This window comes from Pseudomonas sp. GNP014 (assembly GCF_054344005.1).
On record NZ_JBTGUS010000001.1, the window covers coordinates 4,004,605 to 4,025,477 of the forward strand.

Genomic DNA, 20,873 nt, shown 5'->3' on the forward strand with positions numbered 1-20,873 from the left:
TTTATGTTGATGAGGTTCGTGGGTATTGTTGTCGAGTGTGGACAAACGTCAGTATTTTGATGCGCCCGTTCACTCGATAGACCATTACATAGTTTGGATTGACCACCATTTCCCGGGTGCCTGGTGCTCGACCGGGTCTGTAACCATAGGGAATTGATGAAAGCCTTTGCGTTGCTGCGCCCACCTTGCGCTGCAAAGCCGCTGAAGCGTTGGAATTGTATTGTTCAACGTAGTCGATAATGTCAGCCAGATCGTCCAGAGCCTGATTGCTCCATTCAAGCGGCAGCGCGTCGATTCTTGCGTTTCTCTTCTAATAATTGGTCGAGCCGCACCATGGCTTCCTCATGGGGAATGCCCGGGCGAGGATCATCCAGTGCAGCCTGCACCTTGGCACGAAACCAGCGATCGTAGCTCTCTGCCTCTTCTTCGGATTCGAACTCAGAATAAAACGGGGCAAGCAAAATGCTCATATGACCTCCGTGATCAATTTCAAGCAGTCTAAGGGGGGAATAGCCCATTGTCGTCACTGGCTGACGATGCATCCCATCAGCCTTGAGGAACCATGGGATAACGGAGCCCAGTATCTGCAAGCGCACCCTTTAAATCTGCCAGACGTTTCCCCCTGTTATCCGGTAATCTCGACCGCCGCTGTAGGCGTATTCCTCCCCTCCGTTTTTCAGGTTTTCAGGCTACAAAACCGGGTGTTCTTTCCTACAAATGCACTCAGAACGCATAGGGAATACTCACCTTCGCCCACAACATTTCCCCCTCCGGCCGGTTCTCCACATCAAATTCCTTGGCCCAGCGAATCTCCGCGCTGGCGTACTTGAGAAAGGTGAAGTGCAGCGCCGGGCCGATGGCGAACACTTTGCCACGTACGCCGTCATCCACGTCCTGCCCGGCGAACTGCACGGTGTGGCCGTACTGTTTGTCATCGGTGGTCTGCTTGAGGAAATAGCCGTTGACCCCGAGCATCAGGTCGTCGGTGATCTTGTAGCTGGCCGAATAGTCGAAGTGGAAGATCTGCCCGGACTTGTAGTCGGTGTCCTTGTTCTTCTCGTTGAAGCTGTAGGTGGTCTTCATCGAGATTTCGGTGTTGTCGGTCGGCAGCCAGGTGAACGAGAACAGCGGCTTGTAGGTGTAGAAATTGTTGCTGGTATTGGCCAGTCGATCGACGCTGTATTCGCCGGTGGGTATGGTGACTTCCACGGCGGCGCCAAGGGTCAGGTTTTTGCCCATGTCCCACAGAATGATCGGCGCGAAGGTGGTATCGCCCATGCCTTCGCGGGTGTCGCTCAAACCGAACACCGCGACCTCTTGCTTCAGCCACGGCTGGGCGATGTAGCCGGCCAGGCGTCCGCCGAATATTCGTACCGGGCTCAGGTAGTCGAGGCGCGGAATCACCGCAGTGGATTCGATTTCAACCCTCGGCACCTTGCCGCCCAGCGAGCTGATGTTGAGCTTGGTCGATTTGTAATGGTTGTAGTAGAGGTTGAACGCGACCATGTTCTCAGGAAGGCTGTCGACCTCCAGCGGCAGCATGAAGAAACCGTCGGTGCCAGTGCCGATATTGTCGACCCCGGCTTCGGTGGCAAGGGCGGGCAACGTCAGGGTGCAACCCGCCATGAAAAAGGCGAGCGGCAAGCAGGAGGGTGCACGGTTCGGGCTCATAACTGTCCTCATTATTATTGTGATTGGGACCTGGCACCGGTCGCACGGGGCGCCGGTACGTTAGAAATAAGCGTTTGGCGTACATTCGGGCAGGGTATTGGCGGACAACTAGGGGGGCATCTGCGGACAGTCCGTTGACCCTGTGCTAACTTCCTTCGACATGACCGGTTACAAAAATAACAATCAAGCGTGATCCGGAATGTCAGCCTCCATGAACGTAAAAGTCCAAGACCCGACCTTTGAACTGGCGTTGGTGTCGCCGTTTCTCCTGCAAACCCTCGCCGAAGTCGTGCACAACAAGGGCCTCGACCCGGAAAACCTGTGCCGTGGCCTGGGCTTGACGCTCGAGGATCTGCAGGATCCGGCGCAGCGGATTTCCTATCGCCAGGCCGTGGCGATGATTCAGCGCGGGCTCAAAGTGCTGCCCAATCAGGGCCTCGGTCTGTGGGTCGGCGCGCAGAATGTGCTGGGAACGCTGGGCTTGCTCGGGCATGTGCTGTCGCTGTGCAAGACTTTGCGCGATGCCTTTGCGCTGGGCATTCGTCATCAGCACACCTCGGGCGGGATTGTGGTGTCCAGTGTCGATGTGGTCGGTGAGCAGGTGCATCTGGACGCCGAATGCCGCTTGCCATTCGCCGACGTGCAGGTGTTTGCAGTCGAAGAGTTTTTCGCCAGTTTGCTGGTGTATGGCCGCGCACTGGTGGGGGCTGAGTTCAAGGCGATTGCCGTGGAGTTCGTGCATGCCGCGCCGGATTACCTGAGCGAATACCATCGGTTGCTGGGGCCGCAGGTGCGCTTCGGTTGCCTGCACAACCGGATGCTGATCGACGCGCAATGGCTCGATGTGCACTTGCCCAATCATCACTCGCTGGCGTTGCGCCAGGCCGTCGCGCTGCTTGAGCTGGAAGCGGCGCAGGTGCATCAGAAGCTGGATCTGATTCAGGCGGTGGAGCGGGCGATCGCCCGGGACTTGAGCCGTGGCAGTCACATTGAAAAGATTGCCGGTGATTTGAACATGAGCAGCCGTACCCTGCGCCGGCGTCTGACCGAGCATGCGTTGACCTTTGAAGCGCTGCTGGAACAAGTGCGGCAGGCGCGGACCCTGAGCCTGCTGGCCAATCCGGACATGCCGATCGAACGCATCACCGAAGAAGTGGGCTATAGCGATGTGCGCAGTTTTCGCCGGGCCTTCAAGCGCTGGACGGGGATGAGCCCGAGCGCCTGGCGGCATGACGCAAACCCTCACCCCAGCCCTCTCCCAGAGGGAGAGGGGGCCGACCGAGGTGTTTTGCGTCATCCATCGACCTGAAAGATTGTGTCGATTACGGACTTGAGAGCGTGAGGGCCGATCGACGTCATACATCGACCTGAAAGATTTTTGTCGATTAAGGATTCGGTACAGCACTTTCAAGTCGGCGTATCTCCACAGCATCCCCCATTCAGTTCCCTCTCCCAGAGGGAGAGCGGGCTGATCGAGGTGTTTTGCGTCATACATCGACCTGAAAGATTTTTGTCGATTATGGATTCGGTACAGCACTTTCAAGTCGGCGTATCTCCACAGCATCCCCATTCAGTTCCCTCTCCCAGAGGGAGAGCGGGCTGATCGAGGTGTTTTGCGTCATCCATCGACCTGAAAGATTTTTGTCGATTAAGGATTCGGTACAGCACTTTCAAGTCGACGTATCTCTACAGCATCCCCCATTCAGTTCCCTCTCCCTCCGGGAGAGGGCTAGGGTGAGGGGCTTTTAGCATTCTCCAAACCCACACAAAGCCTCCGGCTACAGGTAAACTCCCGCGCACTTTCCCAAGGAGTTCACATGAGTTACTACCAGCCGGGCATTCTCGCCACCCCAGTTCCGTCACAAGCACGTCATCTGTTTTTTGCCCTTGAATCGGCAGCAGCCCTGCCGCAGGCGATCGACAACCTGATGCATTTGGTGGACGGCAAGTCGGCGGTGGTCGGTTTCGGTGAATCCCTGGCCCAGGCCCTGAATGTGCAGATCGACGGCCTGCGCAGCTTCCCGGCCATGAGCGGCGTCGGCGTCGACAATCCGTCGACCCAGCACGCGCTGTGGGTCTGGCTGCACGGTGTCGACCGTGGCGAACTGCTCAACCGCAGCAATGCCCTCGAAGCCGCACTGGCCCCGGCCCTGCGCCTGGTCGAGAGGCAGGAAGCCTTCCGCCACAAGGACGGCCACGACCTGACCGGTTACGAAGATGGCACCGAAAACCCGCATGACGAAGCCGCCATCGCTGCCGCGTTGCTGGGCGAGGGCGCCGAAGGCCTGGTCGGCGGCAGCTTCGCCGCGATCCAGCAGTGGCAGCACGACCTCAAGGGTTTCCATCAGTTGTCCGCCGAAGACAAGGACAACATCATGGGCCGTCGCCTCAGCGACAACGAAGAGATCGACGACGCGCCGGTCTCCGCCCACGTCAAACGCACTGCGCAGGAAAGCTTTGCGCCGGAGGCGTTTATGGTGCGCCGTTCGATGCCGTGGATCGAAGGCGATCGCGCCGGGCTGATGTTCCTCGCGTTCGGTTTCTCGCTGGACGCTTTCGAAGCCCAACTGCGGCGCATGAGCGGGCTGGAAGACGGCATTACCGACGGTCTGTACCGCATCAGTCGGCCGATCACTGGCGGCTACTACTGGTGCCCACCGCTCAAGGACGGTCACCTCGATCTGCGCGCCTTGCGCATCGGCTAAGGTTTCAACCAAACGGAGTGGGGCGATGAACCAGGTGCGCTGGGGCATGATCGGCTGTGGCAGCGTTGCCGAGCGCAAGAGCGGGCCGGCCTTCTACAAGGCGCCCGGTTCGGCACTGGTGGCGGTGATGGGCCGACGCCTTGAGGCGGTGGCCGATTACGCCGCGCGTCATGCCATCGCCCGGGTCTACACCGAAGTTGACGCGCTGATCAACGATCCCGAGGTGGACGCGGTGTACATCGCCACGCCCCCCGACAGCCACTACGCCTACAGCCTCAAAGTCGCCGCCGCCGGCAAGCATTGCTGCGTGGAAAAACCGATGGCGCTCAACGCCGCGCAAAGCCGCGAGATGCAGCAGGTCTTTGCCGATGCGGGGCTGTACCTGTTCGTGTCCTATTACCGCCGTTCGTTGCCGCGTTTCCAGCAGGTGCGGCAATGGCTGGAACAGGGGCGCATCGGCGAGGTGCGGCATTTGAGCTGGACGCTGACCAAGGCGCCGTCGCCGGCCGATCTGGACGGCCGCGCCAACTGGCGCACCGACCCGAGTGTGGCCGGTGGCGGTTACTTTGCCGACCTGGCCAGCCATGGTTTTGACCTGTTCCAGTACCTGCTCGGCGATATCGTCGAAGTCGCCGGTTTCACCGCACGACAGGCCGGTTTGTATCCCGCCGAAGATGCCGTCAGCGCCAGTTGGCGGTTCGCCTGCGGGGCACTCGGCATGGGCTGCTGGAGCTTCGTTGCGGATCGGCGCGAGGATCGGGTCGAGATCATCGGCAGTCAGGGACGGATCGCGTTTTCCGTGTTTGATGAGCATCCGGTGCAGCTGCAGGCCGATGAAGCCATCAGTCTGGAAATTCCCCACCACGAGCACATCCAGTGGCATCACGTGCTGGGAATGAATGCGCATATTCGCGGGGATTCGCTCCATCCGGCAGTCGCCGAACAAGCGCTCAAGACCGATTGGGTCATGGACCAGATTCTCAAACGCCAGTAGTACGCAATTCTCCTGTAAGAGTGAGCCTGCTCGCGATAGGGGAGTGTCAGACACCGGGCTCGTATCTGATATGCCGCTATCGCGAACAGGCTCACTCCTGCAAAAAGCGATCGTGTGAAGCATCTAAGGTTATGCCCATTCGGTATTTCTCAAGCTTGTCATAACGTCTCTAAGATCACGTCATAACTCGTTATAACAAGTGATCCCGTGATGACCGATAACGTTCTGTCCCTCAGCAGTGTCCCGCTGCACACCCAACTGCGCGACGTCCTCCGTGCGCGGATTCTCGACGGCGAATACCCGCAAGACAGCCAGATGCCTTCCGAAAGCGAACTCGGCACGCTGTTCAAAGTCAGCCGCATCACCGTGCGCCAGGCCTTGGGCGATCTGCAGAAAGAAGGACTGATCTTCAAGATTCACGGCAAGGGCACCTTCGTCGCCAAGCCGAAAACCTTCCAGAACGTCAGCAGCCTGCAAGGCTTGGCCGAGTCCATGACCGGGCGCGGCTATGAGGTGATCAACCGTCTGCGCAGCTTTAAATTCATCCCCGCCGACAAGCGTGTGGCCGAGCGCCTGCAAGTCGCCGAAGGCGAAACCGTGGCGCAGATCAAACGCGTGCGTCTGATCAACCGCGAGCCGATTTCCCTGGAAATCACCTACTTGCCCAAAGCCCTTGGCGAACGCCTGGAGAAGGCGGATCTGGTGACGCGTGACATCTTCCTGATTCTGGAGAACGACTGCGGCATCGCCCTCGGCCATGCCGATCTGGCCATCGACGCGGTGCTGGCTGACAGCGACCTGACCCAGGCGCTGAACGTCGAGGCCGGCTCGCCGATCATGCGCATTGAACGCTTGACCCACGACGCCAACGGCCAGCCGCTGGACTTCGAACACCTTTACTACCGTGGCGATGCGTTCCAGTACCGCCTGCGGATCGACCGGCAAAAAGGGGAGCAGGCATGACCCGCAACGTTCTCGAGCAGGAATACGACATCGTTGTCATCGGCGGCGGCACGGCCGGCCCGATGGCCGCGATCAAGGCCAAAGAAAAGAACCGTGATTTGCGCGTGCTGCTGGTCGACAAGGCCAACGTCAAACGCAGCGGCGCGATCAGCATGGGCATGGACGGCCTGAACAACGCAATCATTCCCGGCCACTCGACGCCGGAGCAGTACACCAAGGAAATCACCATCGCCAACGACGGCATCGTCAATCAGGCCGCCGTTTACGCCTACGCCACCCACAGTTTTGAAACCATCGAACAGCTCGACCGCTGGGGTGTGAAGTTCGAGAAGGACGAAACCGGCGATTACGCGGTGAAAAAAGTCCACCACATGGGCGCCTATGTGTTGCCGATGCCGGAAGGGCATGACATCAAAAAGGTCTTGTATCGCCAGTTGAAACGCGTGCGGGTGAGCATCACCAATCGGCTGGTCTGCACGCGTTTGCTGACCGACGCGCAGGGCGCGGTCAACGGGGTGATGGGCTTTGATTGCCGCACCGCCGACTTCCATGTGATCAAGGCCAAGGCTGTGATCCTTGCCTGCGGTGCCGCCGGCCGCCTGGGGCTGCCGTCCTCGGGTTACCTGATGGGCACCTATGAAAACCCGACCAATGCCGGCGACGGCTACGCGATGGCGTATCACGCCGGGGCCGAGCTGGCCAATCTCGAATGCTTCCAGATCAACCCGTTGATCAAGGACTACAACGGTCCGGCCTGCGCCTACGTCACCGGCCCGCTGGGCGGCTACACCGCCAACAACAAGGGCGAACGCTTCATCGAGTGCGACTACTGGAGCGGGCAGATGATGTGGGAGTTTCACCAGGAACTGGAAAGCGGCAACGGCCCGGTGTTCCTCAAGCTCGATCACCTGGCCGAGGAAACCATCCAGAACATCGAGGAGATCCTGCACAGCAACGAGCGCCCGAGCCGTGGCCAGTTCCACGCCAATCGCGGCACTGACTACCGCACGCAAATGGTCGAGATGCACATCTCCGAGATCGGTTTTTGCAGCGGCCATTCGGCGTCCGGGGTGTGGGTCAACGAGCGGGCCGAGACGTCGGTGAAAGGCTTGTACTCCGCGGGTGACATGGCAGCGGTGCCGCACAACTACATGCTCGGCGCGTTCACCTATGGCTGGTTTGCCGGGCACAACGCGGCGGATTTTGTCGCCGGACGTGAGTTCTCTGCACTGGACCTGCAGCAGATCGAAAAAGAGCAGGCGCGAGTCTACGCGCCGCTGGACCGCGAGCATGGCCTGCCGCCGGCCCAGGTCGAGTACAAGCTTCGGCGCTTCGTCAACGACTACCTGCAACCGCCGAAAGTGACGAAGAAGATGCAGATCGGCCTGCAACGCTTCAGCGACATCGAACGCGACCTCGAGCAGATGAAGGCCAACAACGCCCACGAACTGATGCGTGCGATGGAAACCAGCGTGATCCGCGACTGCGCCGAAATGGCTGCGCGCGCCTCGTTGTTTCGCGCCGAAAGCCGTTGGGGGCTCTACCACTACCGGGTCGATCACCCACAACGCAACGACAGTGAATGGTTCTGCCACTGCCATCTGAAGAAGGGTGACGACGGCCGCATGACCAGTTTCAAGAAACCCGTCGAGCCGTACATCATCCCGCTCGATGCCGAAGAAATGCAGGCCTATGACCGCTTGCGGGTGGGCGCTTTTGCCGCTTGATACACCACTAGAGAGAGTCCGAACCATGGCCTATCAAGCCCAGGAAATCTTCTTCCGCTCCAACGCCCCGGTCACTGTGGACGAGGACAAATGCATCGCCGAAAAGGGCTGCACGGTGTGCGTCGACGTCTGCCCGATGGACCTGCTGGCGATCAACCCGGCCACGCAAAAGGCCTACATGGCGTTCGATGAATGCTGGTACTGCATGCCCTGTGAAAAGGACTGCCCGACCGGTGCGGTGAAAGTCGACATTCCCTATTTATTGCGTTGACTGATAGGGCCTCATCGCTGGCAAGCCAGCTCCCACAGGGATTTGCAGTGGGACATCAGTTTTGCAAACGCCCGAGAAACCTGTGGGAGCTGGCTTGCCAGCGATGAGGCCCGCCTGGACTACATAAAAGCTACCCGGAACACCCGGACGCTGGAATCACCGAAACCCCCTCGTTTCCCACCGCGCCCTGATCGCGGCGGAGACGAACAGCCAATCAATGATTCGAGGGGAAACAACCATGTTGCGTGCAGCAATCGCCGGTCTGGTACTGGCTTCGTTCAGCTTGGCGGCCTCGGCCGAAACCATCCGCATCGCCATCGGCACCCAGGACACCACCATCAACTGCGCCGCCGGCGGACTGTTGATTCGTGAGCTCGGCCTGCTCGACAAATACCTGCCCCACGACGGCGCCTACAAAGACGCGAAATATGACGTGCAGTGGAAGAACTTCACCAGCGGTGCGCCGCTGACCAACGAGATGGTCGCCGGCAAGCTCGACTTTGGCGCCATGGCCGATTTCCCCGGGGCGTTCAACGGCGTGGCTTTCGAAACCGCCGGTAAGCACAGCCTGTTCATCAGCGTGTTGTCGGGCAGCATCAAGGGCAGCGGCAACGGCATCGTCGTGCCGAGCGCGTCCGGGGTGCAGTCGCTGAGTGAACTCAAGGGCAAGACCATTTCGGTGCCATTCGCCTCGACGGCCCACGGCATGTTGCTGCGCGCGGTGGCGGAGCAGGGCTGGGACCCGCTCAAGGACGTGAACATCATCGCCCAGCCACCGGAAGTCGCGGGCTCCGCGTTGCAGGCCGGCAAGATCGACGCTCACGCCGATTTCGTGCCGTTCGCCGAACTGTTCCCCAGCCGTGGTTTTGCCCGCAAGATCTACGACGGTGCCCAGGCCAATGCGCCGACCTTCCACGGTGCGCTGGTGGATCAGGCCTACGCGAAAAAGTACCCGGAGATCGTCATCGCTTACCTGCGCGCGAGTATCGAGGCCAATCGGTTGCTTGCCGCCGAGCCGGAGAAGTACAGCGAACTGATTGCCAAGGTCACGGGCGTCGATGCCGAGGTCAATTACCTGTTCCACGGCCCTCTGGGTGTGCAGACCCGCGATCTGAGCTGGAAACCGGAATACCGTCAGGCGGTGGGTACGGCCATCGACACCCTCAAGCTACTGAAGAAGGCTGATCGCGGCCTCGATCTGAATACCTTTATCGACGATCAATACATCCGTGCCGCGTTCAAGGCGGCGAATCTGGACTACGCCGCGCAACTTGCCAACTACGCGCAGACCCCGTTGAAAGCCGTGGACGCCACGACCGGCAAAGCCATCTCCGACTTCAGTCACGTCGCCGAAATCTGGGTGCGCGGTGAAGACAAGGTGCGCCAGTACGCCTCCGCCGAGTCAGCCTTCACCGCGTTGGCCGCTTTGAAACAGGAAGGCAAAAACATCCGGGCGGTGTATGCCCAGGCCAGTGACAGCGGGATCAAGCTGTTGGCCGATCAGGCGTGGTTTGCCAGTGATGCCAAAGGGCGGTTGAGTGCGTTTCTGCTCAAGGGCCAGGCGCAGCAATATGCGACAGCGCAGGGTGGCAAGGTACTCGATTTCACTGACGCCACCACCCAAGCAGTCGCTGCCCGTTAGTTGAAGATCAAAAGCCCCTCACCCTAGCCCTCTCCCAGAGGGAGAGGGGACTGACCGAGGTGTTTGGGCAAGGTACACCGACCTGAAATACCGAGCCGAACTCAGGTTTGAAAAGCCTGAGGATGGGTTCGTTATCGAGCCGACCCCAGGTTTTGAAAAGCGCAAACATCGACTCCCTATTGAGCCGAACCCAGGTTTGAAAAAGCATGAAGTCGGCTCCCTTTCCCCCTCGCCCCCTTGGGGGAGAGGGCTGGGGTGAGGGGGGCTAAATCTCAGCCATCAAGCAGACCCGGAACTGGAAACCCGCGCCATGAAATCATCGACTCTATGCTGGATATCAAGAGCCGCCTCCCTGCTGCTCTGCCTGCTGTTCTGGCAACTCGCCGCCAGCCACCACTGGAACCTTGGCCTGGTCACTTTCGCCAACGTGCCAACCCCGCTGGCGGTGATCGACGCGGCGCTGGGCCTGGGCGACTCCGGCAAGTTGCTCCAGCACCTGACTGCCAGCCTGAGCCGCGTGTTCGCCGGCTACCTCGCGGCATTGCTCATCGGCATCGCGCTGGGCCTGGCCATCGGCTGCTCGAAATGGGCTGAGGACCTGTTGCTGCCACCGCTGGAAGTGCTGCGGCCGATCCCGGCGGTGGCGTGGATTCCGCTGGCGATCCTGATGTTTCCGTCGTCGGAACTGTCGATGGTGTTCATCACCTTCACCGGCGCACTGTTCCCGATCCTGCTCAACACCGTGCACGGTGTCGAAGGCGTCGATCCACGGTTGATCGCCTCGGCGAAAAGCCTCGGGGCAGGGCGCCGGGCGATCTTGCGCGAAGTGGTTCTGCCGGGGGCCGCGCCGAGCATCATCACCGGCCTGGCGATCGGCATGGGCACCTCGTGGTTTTGTCTGGTAACGGCGGAAATGATCTCCGGCCAGTTCGGCATCGGTTACTACACCTGGGAGTCCTACACCATTCAGAACTACGCCGACATCGTCGTCGGCATGCTGCTGATCGGCGTGCTGGGCATGGGCAGCAGCCTGCTGATCAAACGCCTCGGCGGGCTGTTCACGCCCTGGCACCGACCACGAGGAAAAGCCTGATGAGCGCAATGCAAACCCCGGAAGGGCGGATCGATATTCGTCAGTTGTCGATCGTTCTTGGCGAAGGCCAACACGCGTTCGAAGCCGTGCAAGGGCTGGATTGCCAGATCGAGCCCGGCCAGTTCGTGTGCATTCTTGGCCCGTCCGGTTGTGGCAAGTCGACCTTGCTCGGCGCACTCGCCGGGCACTTGAGTGCACATGCCGGCAGTCTCAAAGTCGATGGCAGCGAGGTGTCCGGGCCGTCGCCGCAACGCGGCATGGTGTTCCAGCATCACACGCTGTTTCCGTGGCGCACGGTGCGCGACAACGTTGCCTTCGGCCTGAAGATGCGCGGCATCGGCAAGGCTGAACGCCACCGCGCCGCTGACGACATTCTCAAACTGGTGGGCCTCGACGGGTTTGCCGAACGTTGGCCCGATCAGCTCTCCGGCGGCATGCAGCAACGGGTGGAAATCGCCCGGGTGCTGGTCAATCGCCCGCGTCTGTTGCTGATGGACGAACCCTTCGGTGCATTGGATGCCTTGACCCGCCTGAATATGCAGGAACTGTTGCTGGACATCTGGACGCGCATCCGCACCACCGTGGTGTTCGTCACTCACGACATCGACGAGGCACTGTTCCTCGCCGACCGTTTGCTGGTGATGAGTGCGCGACCGGGACGAATCATCGAAGACCTGCGTCTGGACTTCCCGCGACCGCGTACCACTGAGCTGGTGACCAGCGCCGAGTTTTCACGCCTCAAGCGCCACTGCCTTGATCTGTTGCGCCACGACAACGACCGCCCGCTGCCGCGCCTTAATCCGCTCGGCCTGCCTCCCGAAAACCCCTTGCCGCGATTTGCCCTATGACCTCATTTTTTGCTGTGACCGATAACCCGGACATTCTCGCCCTGCAACCGCGCCTGACCGCTGACGATGCCGGTGTGCGGCGCATTGCGCTGATTGATCTGGCTGATCTGGAAGAGCCGGACGGCTTGCTGTGGTTGGTCGAAAGGCTGACCGATGATCCGGCTGAAGAAGTCCGCGCTGAAGCCGCGCGACTGCTGGAAGCCTGGGAAGATGAGCCTGTGGTGGCGGCGTTGTGTCAGGCCCTGACCGATCCGTCGCCGGCCGTACAAACAGCGGCAGCGCAAAGCCTGAGCCTGCTCAAGAGCGAAGCGGCGGGGCGGGTGATTCTGCCGTGGACCGGTCATGCGCAAGTCAGTGTACGGATTGCCGCGTTCCGCGCCCTGCGCGAATTGCGTTTCGCCGCCGCCGCGCCTGCTGCGGTTGTGGCACTCGACGACGCCGACGCCAATGTGCGCCGCGAAGCGGTCGGCGTGCTCGGCTGGCTCAAGCAACTCGACGCGCTGCCGGCGCTGGCACGCCTGGCCAGCGCCGACCCGGACACCGAAGTGCGCCGCGCCGCCACTGGTGCCCTCGGTCTGGCCTCTGGCGCCGAGGTGCTGCCGGCCTTGCGCCAGGCCTTGCAGGACCACGCCTGGCAAGTGCGAGAAGAGGCGGCCACCACCCTGGGCAAGGTCGGCCACAGCGATGCCGGTCCGGCGTTGATCGAAGCCTTGAACGATGACTACTGGCAAGTACGCCTGCGCGCCACCCGCAGCCTCGGTCGCCTGCGTTTTGCACCGGCTCTGGACACCTTGATCGAGACCCTCGGCCACCGCATCAGCAACCTGCGCAAGGAAGCCGCGCTGGCCCTCGGTGAGTTGAATGATCGCGGGGCCGTGGCGGCGTTGCAGGCAGCGCAGGATGACGGTGACCCGGAAGTGCGCAAAGCGGTGCGGATTGCCTTGAGTCAGTTGCAATGAAGCCGCTGTCGGTGGGCAATTCGCAAAGCGCGCAGACCTTGCGCCTGAGTTGGCCGGACGGGCGTGAATCGGTGCTCAGCCATGCCGAACTGCGCCGCCAGTGCCCGTGCTCGCAGTGCCGTGCGTTTCGCCTGAAAGGGATGACCCCGCGGGTCGATGACCGGGTTCGCCTGATCGAGATCAACCCGCAGGGCTACGGCGTGCAACTGGTGTTCAGCGATGGGCACCAGCGCGGAATCTATCCGTGGGACTACCTGGCACAGCTCACCCCTTGAGAACACTGCGTTGCCTGTGGGAGCTGGCAAGCCAGCTGCCACAGAGACTTCGGTGTTCGGGTTACTGCGCAGCCGTCATCGCCGGCCGGCAGCCATGGAAAACATCCAGCCCTGGCTGATACAGCGAGGTCTTCACGTCAAACAACCCCAGCACCGAATGGAACAGGTTGTCATGGCTCAGATCCGCCTGCCCGGTCTTGCCTTGCAGGCAGCCGCGATCAATTCCTTCGCTGGCGAGCGTACCCTTGCCAAACCACATCACCATCGGCACATGGGTCTGCGCTTCGGGCGCCAGTGCATATGGCGCGGCGTGCAGGTACAGGCCGTTTTCACCCAGCGATTCACCGTGGTCGGAAACGTACAGCATCGAGGTCTCCAGCGTGTCCTGATTGCGCTTGAGCAACTCGATGACCTGGGCGAGGAAATGGTCGGTGTAGAGGATGGTGTTGTCGTACACGTTCACCAGTTCATCGCGGCTGCAACTGCCTAGCTGGTTGGTGTGGCAGATCGGTTTGAAGCGTTCCATTTCCTTCGGATAGCGCTCGTAGTACTCGGGGCCGTGGCTGCCGTCGGCATGCAGAACGATGATCGCGTGGCCCTTGAGGCTGTCGATGTAGCTTTGCAGATCCGCCAGCAGCGCTTCGTCGAGGCAATTATTGCCATCGCAGAACGGTCCCGGCTGATGCTTCGAAATATCGCGATGGGGGACGCGCAGGCAGGTGCCCTTGCAGTCGCTGTTGTTGTCCAGCCACAGCACCTGCACGCCGGCCCGCTGCAGGATATCGAGCAGGCCTTCGTAGGTTTTGCCTTTCTTGTCGCTGTAATCCTCACGGGGGAACTTCGAGAACATGCACGGCACCGACACTGCCGTCGAGGTGCCGCAGGAATGCACCTGGGTGAAGTTGAGGATGTCCAGTTTGCTCAGTTCGGGGTTGGTCTCTCGCGCATAACCGTTGAGCGAGAAATGGTCGGCACGCGCCGTTTCCCCGACCACAAACACCATCAGTGATTTCTTCTCGCGGGCCGCAACCTTGGCGCCCATCACCGCGTCTTCGCCGATTGCCTGCACCACGAAGTGCTTTTTGATGCCCAGGCGTTGTTGGGTGTATTTGCTGATGGCGTAGATGTAGTTGGTCGGGTTGATGAAGTGGGTGAGCTTGTCTTCCTGGCGAAAGATCGGTGCGTAGGTCGAATAAAACGTGCCTACGGAAGCCGCGATCACCAGCACGCAGGCGATGATCACCAGCACCTTGTTGAGCAGGCCGCGAAAAAACGGCCGATAGCTCACCGGCCAGCGCCAGATCAGCACGGCCGGCAGCACGCCGAGCAACAGCACGTAAGTCAGCAGCTTGCCGTTGAACAGCGCGGTGGCTTCGTCGGGGTTGGTTTCGAACACGTTCTGGATCATCACCGTGTCGATGGTGATCCCGTATTCGTTCATGAAATACGCCGCGCAGGCCGAGAGCAGGGCGACCACGGTCAGCGCCGGTTTCAGCGTCCAGCGAAACGACACCAGGGTCAGCAGCAGGGTGATGGCCGCCCACAAAAACAGCCCAAAGGAGGCGAAAAACGCCAGTTTGTGCGCGCCTTGCAGGGTAATCAGCGTGCCCAGCGCCTTCCAGGTCGCCAGGTTATACAGCGCCACCAGCGCCAGGGAAAACAACAGCACCAGTCGGGTAGGAGTGATGGACGGTAAACGCAGTCCGTTGCCCAAAGCCATGTCAAACATTCCTCTACAAAAAAGACCGCCACGCGGTTGCGCGTGTAACTGTAGAAGAACATTAGTAAAAAAATTGTAAACATCCTGTAACAACTACCGAGTGGGTTCACCCCAATCAAAGGCTGGGAGCAGGTTTTTTTCAGAGGGATTTGCTGACCGGGCACGGGCGGGTTGCTCTCCACGACACACAGGAACTGCCGCAGGCCGACTGGCGGTGCTTGTCAGTAAAATCCTACAGGAGTACAAATGTACTCCATGAAGACACTGACGCCTCGCCGTACCGCCATCCTGACCTTTATCCGCGAACGCATCGCCGAACACGGTCAGTCCCCAAGCCTCGCTGAAATCAGCGAGGCTTTTGGTTTTGCCTCGCGCAGCGTGGCGCGCAAGCATGTGCTGGCGCTCACCGACGCCGGGTTTATCGAGGTCAATCCGCATCAGGCCCGGGGCATTCGCCTGCTCGGGCAACCGGCGCGCCCGGAACTGCTCGAGATTCCCGTGCTCGGCCGGGTCGCTGCCGGTGCGCCGATCGGTGCCGATGCCGAGGTCCACAGCCGTTTGCTGCTCGACCCGGCGCTGTTCTCCCGCACTCCCGACTACATGCTGCGGGTGCAGGGCGACTCGATGATCGAGGACGGCATCCTCGATGGTGATCTGGTTGGCGTGCGGCGCAATCCCGAGGCGCTCAACGGCCAGATTGTGGTGGCGCGGCTCGACGGTGAAGTCACGATCAAACGCTTCGAACGGGTCGGCGCGGTGGTGCGGTTGCTGCCGCGCAACCCGGCGTATCAGCCGATTGTCGTGCGCGACGATCAGGACCTGGCCATCGAAGGGGTGTTCTGCGGTCTGGTGAGGCAAGGCTGATGGGCGCCGTCGTTGCGCTGGATACGCTGTTCAATGGCGGCCAGGTCTGGAAGGGCCGGCCTGCGCCCCCGGCTGCCAGCCCGCAACCCACCGGGCATGCCGCGCTGGACGCGGCCTTGCCCAGCGGCGGCTGGCCGGAAGCGGCGCTGAGCGAAATCCTCCTGGCCGGCCCGGGGGTTGGCGAGTTGCAACTGGTCTGGCCAACACTGGCGCGGCTTTCGGCGGCGGGCGAGCGCATCGTGCTGGTGGCACCGCCGTTCGTGCCGTACCCGCAGGCGTGGGAAAGCGCGGGGGTGGATCTGCGCCAGTTGTCGGTGATCCAGGCCAGCGAGCGCGATGCCTTGTGGGCGGCGGAACAATGCCTGCGTTCAGGCAGTTGCGGTGCGGTGCTGTGCTGGCCGCACAAGGCCGATGACCGCGCGTTGCGGCGTTTGCAGGTGGCGGCGGAAACCGGCCAGACCCTGGCCTTTGCCTGGCGCCCGTTGAGCGAAGCGGTCAACCCGTCGCCGGCGGCGTTGCGCATTGCCATCGACGCCAGACCGGCCCAGTTGCGCGTGCTCAAATGCCGCGGCGGGCTGGCGCGTTCGGCGCCGATTGCCTTTGCCGTGGGGCATTGAGGTCGCCATGCGCTGGGTCTGTATTCTGTTTCCACAATTGGCCCTCGACGCGGTGCTGCGTCAGCGTCCCGAGCCCGATGAACCGTTGGTGTTGCTCAGCGGCCCGGCCCAGCGCCGGGTGCTGCAGGCGGTCAATCCGGCGGCACGTAAACTCGGTTTGCGTCCTGGCCAGTCGATGACCGCCGCCCAAGCCCTGAGCAAGGGTTTTGCCTCGGCGGATTACGATGTCGCCGAGGTCGAGCACTGGCAGCAGTTTCTCGCCGCGTGGGCCTACCGCTTCAGCGCGCAGGTCAGCGTGCATTACCCGCGCACGGTGGTGTTCGAGATCGAATCGAGCCTGGGCTTGTTTGGCACCTGGACGCAATTCGAGGCGCGGCTGCGCAAGGAACTGAGCGACTTGGGTTTTCGCCACCGCATCGTGGCCGCGCCCAACCCGGTGGCGGCGCGGGTGCTGGCCAATGCCTACGACGGATTGGTGGTGCCGGACGGCGAGGCCTTGCAGCATCACCTCGGGCAGTTACCCATTGACCGCGTGGGCCTGGAGCCGGGCGTGGCCACGGCGTTGTCGCGCATGGGCTTGCGCACGCTCAGTCAGGTGCAGAGCCTGCCACGTCAGGCCCTGGCCCGGCGCTTCGAAGCGTCGATGCTCAAACACCTCGACACCCTGTTCGGCGCGCGTCCGCTGGCGCTGGCGTTCTACCTGCCGCCGGATCGTTTCGATGTGCGCATCGAGCTGAATTTCGACGTGCAGTCCCATCAGGCGCTGCTGTTCCCGTTGCGTCGTCTGACCGGCGACCTCTCGGCGTTCCTCTGCGGACGTGACAGCGGCGTGCAGCGCTTCGACCTGCACCTGGAACACGCCGGGCTGCCGGACACCGTGATCAAGGTCGGTCTGCTCAGTGCCGAGCGCGATCCGGCGATGCTCTTCGAGCTGGCCCGAGGCCGGCTGGAACACGTGCAGGTCGAGGCGCCGGTACGCGGTTTCCGCTTGCGCGCCGAGGATCTGCCGAGTTTCGTGCCGCAGTTTCAGGAGCTGTTCGACGATCGCCCGCAGCAGACCTTGCCCTGGGAGCAATTGCGCGAACGCCTGCGCGCACGGCTGGGCGATGACGCGGTGCAGGGGCTGCGCTTTCAGGCCGATCACCGGCCCGAATGTGCCTGGCAGAACGCTGTCGACAAACAACGTTGCACCGGCTTGCCGAAGGTTCATCGTCCGGGCTGGTTGCTCGGCGAGCCGCAAAGCGTGCCCGAAGGTTCGGCGCGGATTCTCATGGGGCCGGAGCGCATCGAATCCGGCTGGTGGGACGGCGACGACGTGCGCCGCGATTACTACTTGATCCAGAACCGCGCCGGTCAGCAGGGCTGGGCCTACCGGGCGGTGGGTGAGGGCGGTCCGTTGTGGCTGCAGGGCTGGTTTGCATGAGCCACGGCTATGCCGAGTTGCACTGCCTGTCGAACTTCAGTTTCCAGCGCGGTGCCTCCAGTGCGCTTGAGCTGTTTCAGCGGGCAAAAAAACACGGTTATCAGGCGCTGGCGATCACCGACGAGTGCACCCTGGCCGGCATCGTCCGCGCCTGGCAGGCAGCGAAGTCGGTCGAACTGCCGCTGATCATCGGCAGCGAAATCCGCATCGACAACGGCCCGAAACTGGTGCTGCTGGTGGAGAGCCTTGCGGGGTATCAGGCCCTGTGCGGCTTGATCACCCAGGCGCGGCGGCGTACGCAGAAGGGCCAGTACCAGGTGCTGCGCGAGGATTTCAGCGAGCCGTTGCCGGGGTTGCTCACGGTGTGGGTGCCGGACACCGTGGATGACCTGGACGAGGGGCGCTGGTTGAAACAGACCTTTGGCGAGCGTCTGTTTCTGGCGGTGCAGTTGCATCGCGGGCAGGACGACCCGCGTCGGCTGGCGGCACTGCTGAGTCTGGCCGATCAACTGCAGATTGCCGCCGTGGCCAGCGGCGATGTGCACATGCACGCCCGTGGCCGGCGGGCCTTGCAGGACACCATGACCGCGATTCGCCATCACGTCCCCGTGGCCGAGGCCGGGTTGCGCCTGCATCCCAACGGCGAGCGCCATCTGCGCAGCCTCGATGTGCTGCGTGAGCTGTATCCGCAGGCATTGCTGGACGCCTCAGTGCAACTGGCCCGGCGCTGCACGTTCGATCTGGGCGAATTGCGCTATCAGTACCCGAAAGAGCTGGTGCCGGAGGGGCACAGCGCCAGTTCCTGGCTTCGGCAACTGACCGAAGAAGGCATCGCCTGGCGCTGGCCGCAAGGGCCGCAAGCCAAAGTGCTGAAGCAGATCAATGACGAGCTGAAACTGATCGCCGAACTCGGCTACGAAAGCTACTTCCTCACCGTGCACGACGTGGTGCGTTTCGCCCGCAAGCAAAAGATCCTCTGTCAGGGCCGGGGTTCGGCAGCCAACTCGGCGGTGTGTTTTGCCTTGGGCATCACCGAAATCGACCCGGACCGTACCACGCTGCTGTTCGAACGCTTCATGTCGAAGGAGCGCAACGAGCCGCCGGACATCGACGTCGATTTCGAGCACGAGCGCCGTGAAGAAGTGCTGCAATACGTGTTCCGTCGGTATGGCCGCCGTCGTGCGGCGTTGACGGCGGTGGTCAGTACCTATCACGCGGCGGGAGCGGTGCGCGATGTGGCCAAGGCCCTCGGCCTGCCGCCGGATCAGATCAACGCGCTGGCTGATTGCTGCGGTCACTGGAGCGATGAAACGCCGCCAGTGGCGCGTTTGCTCGAAGGTGGCTTTGATCCGGACAGCCCGGTGCTGCGTCGGGTGCTGAGCCTGACCGGGCAACTGATCGGCTTCCCCCGGCACCTGTCGCAGCACCCCGGCGGCTTCGTGATTTCCGAGCAGCCGCTGGACACGCTGGTGCCGGTGGAGAATGCGGCAATGGCCGAGCGCACGATCATTCAGTGGGACAAGGACGACCTCGATGCCGTCGGGTTGCTCAAGGTCGATATCCTCGCCCTTGGCATGCTCAGTGCAATCCGTCGCTGTTTCGACCTGCTGCGTCGTCATCGCCACCTGGACCTGAGCCTGGCGACGATCCCGGCCGAAGACAAACCGACCTACGACATGATCAGCCGTGCCGACACCATCGGCGTGTTCCAGATCGAGTCCCGGGCGCAGATGTCGATGCTGCCGCGGCTGAAACCGGCCAGGTTCTACGATCTGGTGATTGAGGTGGCGATCGTCCGTCCGGGACCGATTCAGGGCGGGATGGTCCATCCGTACCTGCGTCGGCGGAACAAGGAAGAAGCGGAAACCTATCCATCACCGGAGCTCAAAGTGGTGCTGGAGCGCACCCTCGGCGTGCCACTGTTTCAGGAACAGGTCATGCAGATCGCCATCGTGGCCGCCGATTACAGCCCCGGCGAGGCCGACCAGTTGCGCCGCTCGATGGCGGCGTGGAAGCGCCACGGCGGACTGGAACCGCACAAGGAACGTCTCGCCGCCGGCATGCAGAAAAACGGTTACACGCCGGAATTCGCCGCGCAGATTTTCGAGCAGATCAAGGGTTTTGGCAGCTACGGCTTTCCCGAATCCCACGCCGCCAGTTTCGCCCTGCTGACCTACGCCAGTTGCTGGCTCAAGTGCCATGAACCGGCGGCGTTCGCCTGTGCCCTGATCAACAGTTGGCCGATGGGTTTCTATAGCCCGGACCAGATCCTTCAGGATGCGCGTCGCCATCAGTTGCAGATCCGCCCGGTGGACGTGCGCGCCAGTGACTGGGATTGCAGCCTGGAATCGACCACGGCAGCCCAGCCGGCGATCCGCATGGGCCTGCGCATGATCAAGGGCTTTCGCGAGGACGATGCCCGGCGCATCGAGGTGGCGCGCACGCGCGGGGCGTTTGCCGATGTCGCCGACCTGGGCGAGCGTGCCGCGCTCGACAGCCGGGCGCAGGCGTTGCTGGCCGATTCGGGGGCATTGCGCGGATTGGCGGGGCATCGTCATCGCGCCCGCTGGGAAGTGGCCGGAGTGCAGAAACAGCTCGGCTTGTTTGCCGGTTTGCCGAGTCAGGAGGAGTCCGATGTGGTGTTGCCCAAGCCGAGTGTGGGCGAGGACCTTCATGCCGATTACGCCACGGTCGGCACCACGCTGGGCCCGCATCCACTGGCGCTGTTACGTGGCGAACTCAAGGCCCGGCGCTGCCGCAGTTCACGGGAGTTGCTGGACATCGAGCATGGTCGCCCGGTCAGCGTTGCGGGCCTGGTCACCGGTCGTCAACGACCGGGTACCGCCAGCGGCGTGACCTTCGTCACCCTGGAAGACGAGTTCGGCAACGTCAACGTGGTGGTCTGGCGCGACCTCGCCGAGCGCCAGCGCCAGGTGCTGGTGGGCTCGCAATTGCTCAGGGTCGATGGCCGCTGGGAGCGCGAAGGCGAAGTGCGCCACCTGATCGCCGGCCGCCTGAGCGACCTCAGCCCGCTACTCAACGGCATCCGCGTGCAGAGCCGCGATTTCCACTGATCCCGGGCGGCCAATTCATTGGCGTCA

General features: G+C 62.0%; 19 protein-coding genes. 15 read left to right on the plus strand and 4 right to left on the minus strand.

Features of this window, described 5'->3' with window-relative positions:
• Window position 1: 1 nt before the first annotated feature.
• From ACXX9E_RS17955 to ACXX9E_RS17965, 3 genes are all read right to left on the minus strand, one after another.
• Window positions 2–295: a type II toxin-antitoxin system RelE/ParE family toxin gene (locus ACXX9E_RS17955; RefSeq protein WP_458556592.1), complete on the minus strand. Its 294-nt coding sequence runs from the start codon at window positions 293–295 to the stop codon at window positions 2–4.
• Window positions 276–470 (minus strand): type II toxin-antitoxin system RelB family antitoxin, encoded by a 195-nt coding sequence (gene relB, locus ACXX9E_RS17960; protein ID WP_458555834.1) that lies wholly within the window; start codon window positions 468–470, stop codon window positions 276–278. Before relB ends, ACXX9E_RS17955 begins: the two co-directional genes overlap by 20 nt.
• A 253-nt stretch (window positions 471–723) precedes the next feature.
• Window positions 724–1,671, minus strand: a complete 948-nt coding sequence (locus ACXX9E_RS17965) for a SphA family protein (RefSeq protein ID WP_458555835.1) — start codon at window positions 1,669–1,671, stop codon at window positions 724–726.
• Window positions 1,672–1,882: 211 nt separating this feature from the next.
• On the opposite strand from ACXX9E_RS17965, the gene ACXX9E_RS17970 reads away from it, so the two are divergent.
• The 11 genes from ACXX9E_RS17970 (at window position 1,883) to ACXX9E_RS18020 (ending at window position 13,148) form a co-directional block, all read left to right on the plus strand.
• On the plus strand, window positions 1,883–2,980 hold the full coding sequence (locus ACXX9E_RS17970; RefSeq protein ID WP_222833059.1) for an AraC family transcriptional regulator: 1,098 nt from the start codon (window positions 1,883–1,885) through the stop codon (window positions 2,978–2,980).
• A gap of 508 nt (window positions 2,981–3,488) precedes the next feature.
• Complete coding sequence (locus tag ACXX9E_RS17975) at window positions 3,489–4,376, plus strand: Dyp-type peroxidase (protein WP_458555836.1); 888 nt, start codon at window positions 3,489–3,491, stop codon at window positions 4,374–4,376.
• Between the two features lie 25 nt (window positions 4,377–4,401).
• Window positions 4,402–5,370, plus strand: a complete 969-nt coding sequence (locus ACXX9E_RS17980) for a Gfo/Idh/MocA family protein (RefSeq protein WP_458555837.1) — start codon at window positions 4,402–4,404, stop codon at window positions 5,368–5,370.
• 210 nt (window positions 5,371–5,580) lie between these two features.
• Complete coding sequence (locus ACXX9E_RS17985; RefSeq protein WP_123468132.1) at window positions 5,581–6,333, plus strand: GntR family transcriptional regulator; 753 nt, start codon at window positions 5,581–5,583, stop codon at window positions 6,331–6,333.
• Window positions 6,330–8,060 carry a fumarate reductase/succinate dehydrogenase flavoprotein subunit gene (locus tag ACXX9E_RS17990; protein WP_458555838.1) on the plus strand — a complete coding sequence of 577 codons (1,731 nt, stop codon included), beginning with the start codon at window positions 6,330–6,332 and terminating at the stop codon, window positions 8,058–8,060. The genes ACXX9E_RS17985 and ACXX9E_RS17990 overlap by 4 nt, the downstream gene beginning before the upstream one ends.
• A gap of 25 nt (window positions 8,061–8,085) precedes the next feature.
• Window positions 8,086–8,331, plus strand: a complete 246-nt coding sequence (locus ACXX9E_RS17995; RefSeq protein ID WP_003225615.1) for a 4Fe-4S dicluster domain-containing protein — start codon at window positions 8,086–8,088, stop codon at window positions 8,329–8,331.
• A 238-nt stretch (window positions 8,332–8,569) separates the two neighbouring features.
• The gene (locus ACXX9E_RS18000) at window positions 8,570–9,973 is read left to right on the plus strand and encodes an ABC transporter substrate-binding protein (protein WP_429541018.1); all 1,404 of its coding nucleotides are present in this window, start codon (window positions 8,570–8,572) and stop codon (window positions 9,971–9,973) included.
• A gap of 310 nt (window positions 9,974–10,283) precedes the next feature.
• Window positions 10,284–11,066 carry an ABC transporter permease gene (locus tag ACXX9E_RS18005; protein ID WP_458555839.1) on the plus strand — a complete coding sequence of 261 codons (783 nt, stop codon included), beginning with the start codon at window positions 10,284–10,286 and terminating at the stop codon, window positions 11,064–11,066.
• A complete protein-coding gene (locus tag ACXX9E_RS18010; protein WP_458555840.1) occupies window positions 11,066–11,914 on the plus strand; it encodes an ABC transporter ATP-binding protein in 849 nt (282 codons plus the stop codon). The genes ACXX9E_RS18005 and ACXX9E_RS18010 overlap by 1 nt, the downstream gene beginning before the upstream one ends.
• Window positions 11,911–12,873, plus strand: a complete 963-nt coding sequence (locus ACXX9E_RS18015) for a HEAT repeat domain-containing protein (RefSeq protein ID WP_429541017.1) — start codon at window positions 11,911–11,913, stop codon at window positions 12,871–12,873. The genes ACXX9E_RS18010 and ACXX9E_RS18015 overlap by 4 nt, the downstream gene beginning before the upstream one ends.
• A complete protein-coding gene (locus tag ACXX9E_RS18020; protein WP_123468149.1) occupies window positions 12,870–13,148 on the plus strand; it encodes a DUF971 domain-containing protein in 279 nt (92 codons plus the stop codon). Before ACXX9E_RS18015 ends, ACXX9E_RS18020 begins: the two co-directional genes overlap by 4 nt.
• Before the next feature lie 61 nt (window positions 13,149–13,209).
• Here ACXX9E_RS18020 and ACXX9E_RS18025 read toward each other — a convergent pair whose 3' ends face one another.
• Window positions 13,210–14,868, minus strand: a complete 1,659-nt coding sequence (locus ACXX9E_RS18025) for a phosphoethanolamine transferase (RefSeq protein ID WP_458555841.1) — start codon at window positions 14,866–14,868, stop codon at window positions 13,210–13,212.
• A 246-nt stretch (window positions 14,869–15,114) separates the two neighbouring features.
• Between ACXX9E_RS18025 and lexA the strand changes: the two genes are divergently transcribed.
• From lexA to ACXX9E_RS18045, 4 genes are read left to right on the plus strand one after another with little or no spacing between them, the layout of a single operon-like run.
• Window positions 15,115–15,732, plus strand: a complete 618-nt coding sequence (gene lexA / locus ACXX9E_RS18030; RefSeq protein ID WP_123468154.1) for a transcriptional repressor LexA — start codon at window positions 15,115–15,117, stop codon at window positions 15,730–15,732.
• Entirely contained in the window at window positions 15,732–16,349 is a 618-nt protein-coding gene (imuA, locus tag ACXX9E_RS18035; RefSeq protein WP_123468156.1) for a translesion DNA synthesis-associated protein ImuA, read from the plus strand. The genes lexA and imuA overlap by 1 nt, the downstream gene beginning before the upstream one ends.
• Before the next feature lie 7 nt (window positions 16,350–16,356).
• The gene (locus ACXX9E_RS18040; RefSeq protein WP_222833055.1) at window positions 16,357–17,772 is read left to right on the plus strand and encodes a Y-family DNA polymerase; all 1,416 of its coding nucleotides are present in this window, start codon (window positions 16,357–16,359) and stop codon (window positions 17,770–17,772) included.
• The gene (locus ACXX9E_RS18045; RefSeq protein WP_458555842.1) at window positions 17,748–20,846 is read left to right on the plus strand and encodes an error-prone DNA polymerase; all 3,099 of its coding nucleotides are present in this window, start codon (window positions 17,748–17,750) and stop codon (window positions 20,844–20,846) included. The genes ACXX9E_RS18040 and ACXX9E_RS18045 overlap by 25 nt, the downstream gene beginning before the upstream one ends.
• Window positions 20,847–20,873: the final 27 nt, after the last annotated feature.

Excerpts from the sequence above, each read along its gene's own strand:
- ACXX9E_RS18010 (WP_458555840.1), top strand. The coding sequence starts at position 11,066 with ATGAGCGCAATGCAAACCCCGGAAGGGCGGATCGATATTCGTCAGTTG.
- ACXX9E_RS18015 (WP_429541017.1), top strand. The coding sequence starts at position 11,911 with ATGACCTCATTTTTTGCTGTGACCGATAACCCGGACATTCTCGCCCTG.
- ACXX9E_RS17980 (WP_458555837.1), top strand. The coding sequence starts at position 4,402 with ATGAACCAGGTGCGCTGGGGCATGATCGGCTGTGGCAGCGTTGCCGAG.
- ACXX9E_RS17985 (WP_123468132.1), top strand. The coding sequence starts at position 5,581 with ATGACCGATAACGTTCTGTCCCTCAGCAGTGTCCCGCTGCACACCCAA.
- ACXX9E_RS17990 (WP_458555838.1), top strand. The coding sequence starts at position 6,330 with ATGACCCGCAACGTTCTCGAGCAGGAATACGACATCGTTGTCATCGGC.
- ACXX9E_RS18020 (WP_123468149.1), top strand. The coding sequence starts at position 12,870 with ATGAAGCCGCTGTCGGTGGGCAATTCGCAAAGCGCGCAGACCTTGCGC.
- ACXX9E_RS17995 (WP_003225615.1), top strand. The coding sequence starts at position 8,086 with ATGGCCTATCAAGCCCAGGAAATCTTCTTCCGCTCCAACGCCCCGGTC.
- ACXX9E_RS18005 (WP_458555839.1), top strand. The coding sequence starts at position 10,284 with ATGAAATCATCGACTCTATGCTGGATATCAAGAGCCGCCTCCCTGCTG.
- ACXX9E_RS17965 (WP_458555835.1), bottom strand. The coding sequence starts at position 1,671 with ATGAGCCCGAACCGTGCACCCTCCTGCTTGCCGCTCGCCTTTTTCATG.
- ACXX9E_RS17975 (WP_458555836.1), top strand. The coding sequence starts at position 3,489 with ATGAGTTACTACCAGCCGGGCATTCTCGCCACCCCAGTTCCGTCACAA.
- relB (WP_458555834.1), bottom strand. The coding sequence starts at position 470 with ATGAGCATTTTGCTTGCCCCGTTTTATTCTGAGTTCGAATCCGAAGAA.
- ACXX9E_RS18000 (WP_429541018.1), top strand. The coding sequence starts at position 8,570 with ATGTTGCGTGCAGCAATCGCCGGTCTGGTACTGGCTTCGTTCAGCTTG.
- ACXX9E_RS18025 (WP_458555841.1), bottom strand. The coding sequence starts at position 14,868 with ATGGCTTTGGGCAACGGACTGCGTTTACCGTCCATCACTCCTACCCGA.
- lexA (WP_123468154.1), top strand. The coding sequence starts at position 15,115 with ATGTACTCCATGAAGACACTGACGCCTCGCCGTACCGCCATCCTGACC.
- ACXX9E_RS18040 (WP_222833055.1), top strand. The coding sequence starts at position 16,357 with ATGCGCTGGGTCTGTATTCTGTTTCCACAATTGGCCCTCGACGCGGTG.
- imuA (WP_123468156.1), top strand. The coding sequence starts at position 15,732 with ATGGGCGCCGTCGTTGCGCTGGATACGCTGTTCAATGGCGGCCAGGTC.
- ACXX9E_RS17970 (WP_222833059.1), top strand. The coding sequence starts at position 1,883 with ATGAACGTAAAAGTCCAAGACCCGACCTTTGAACTGGCGTTGGTGTCG.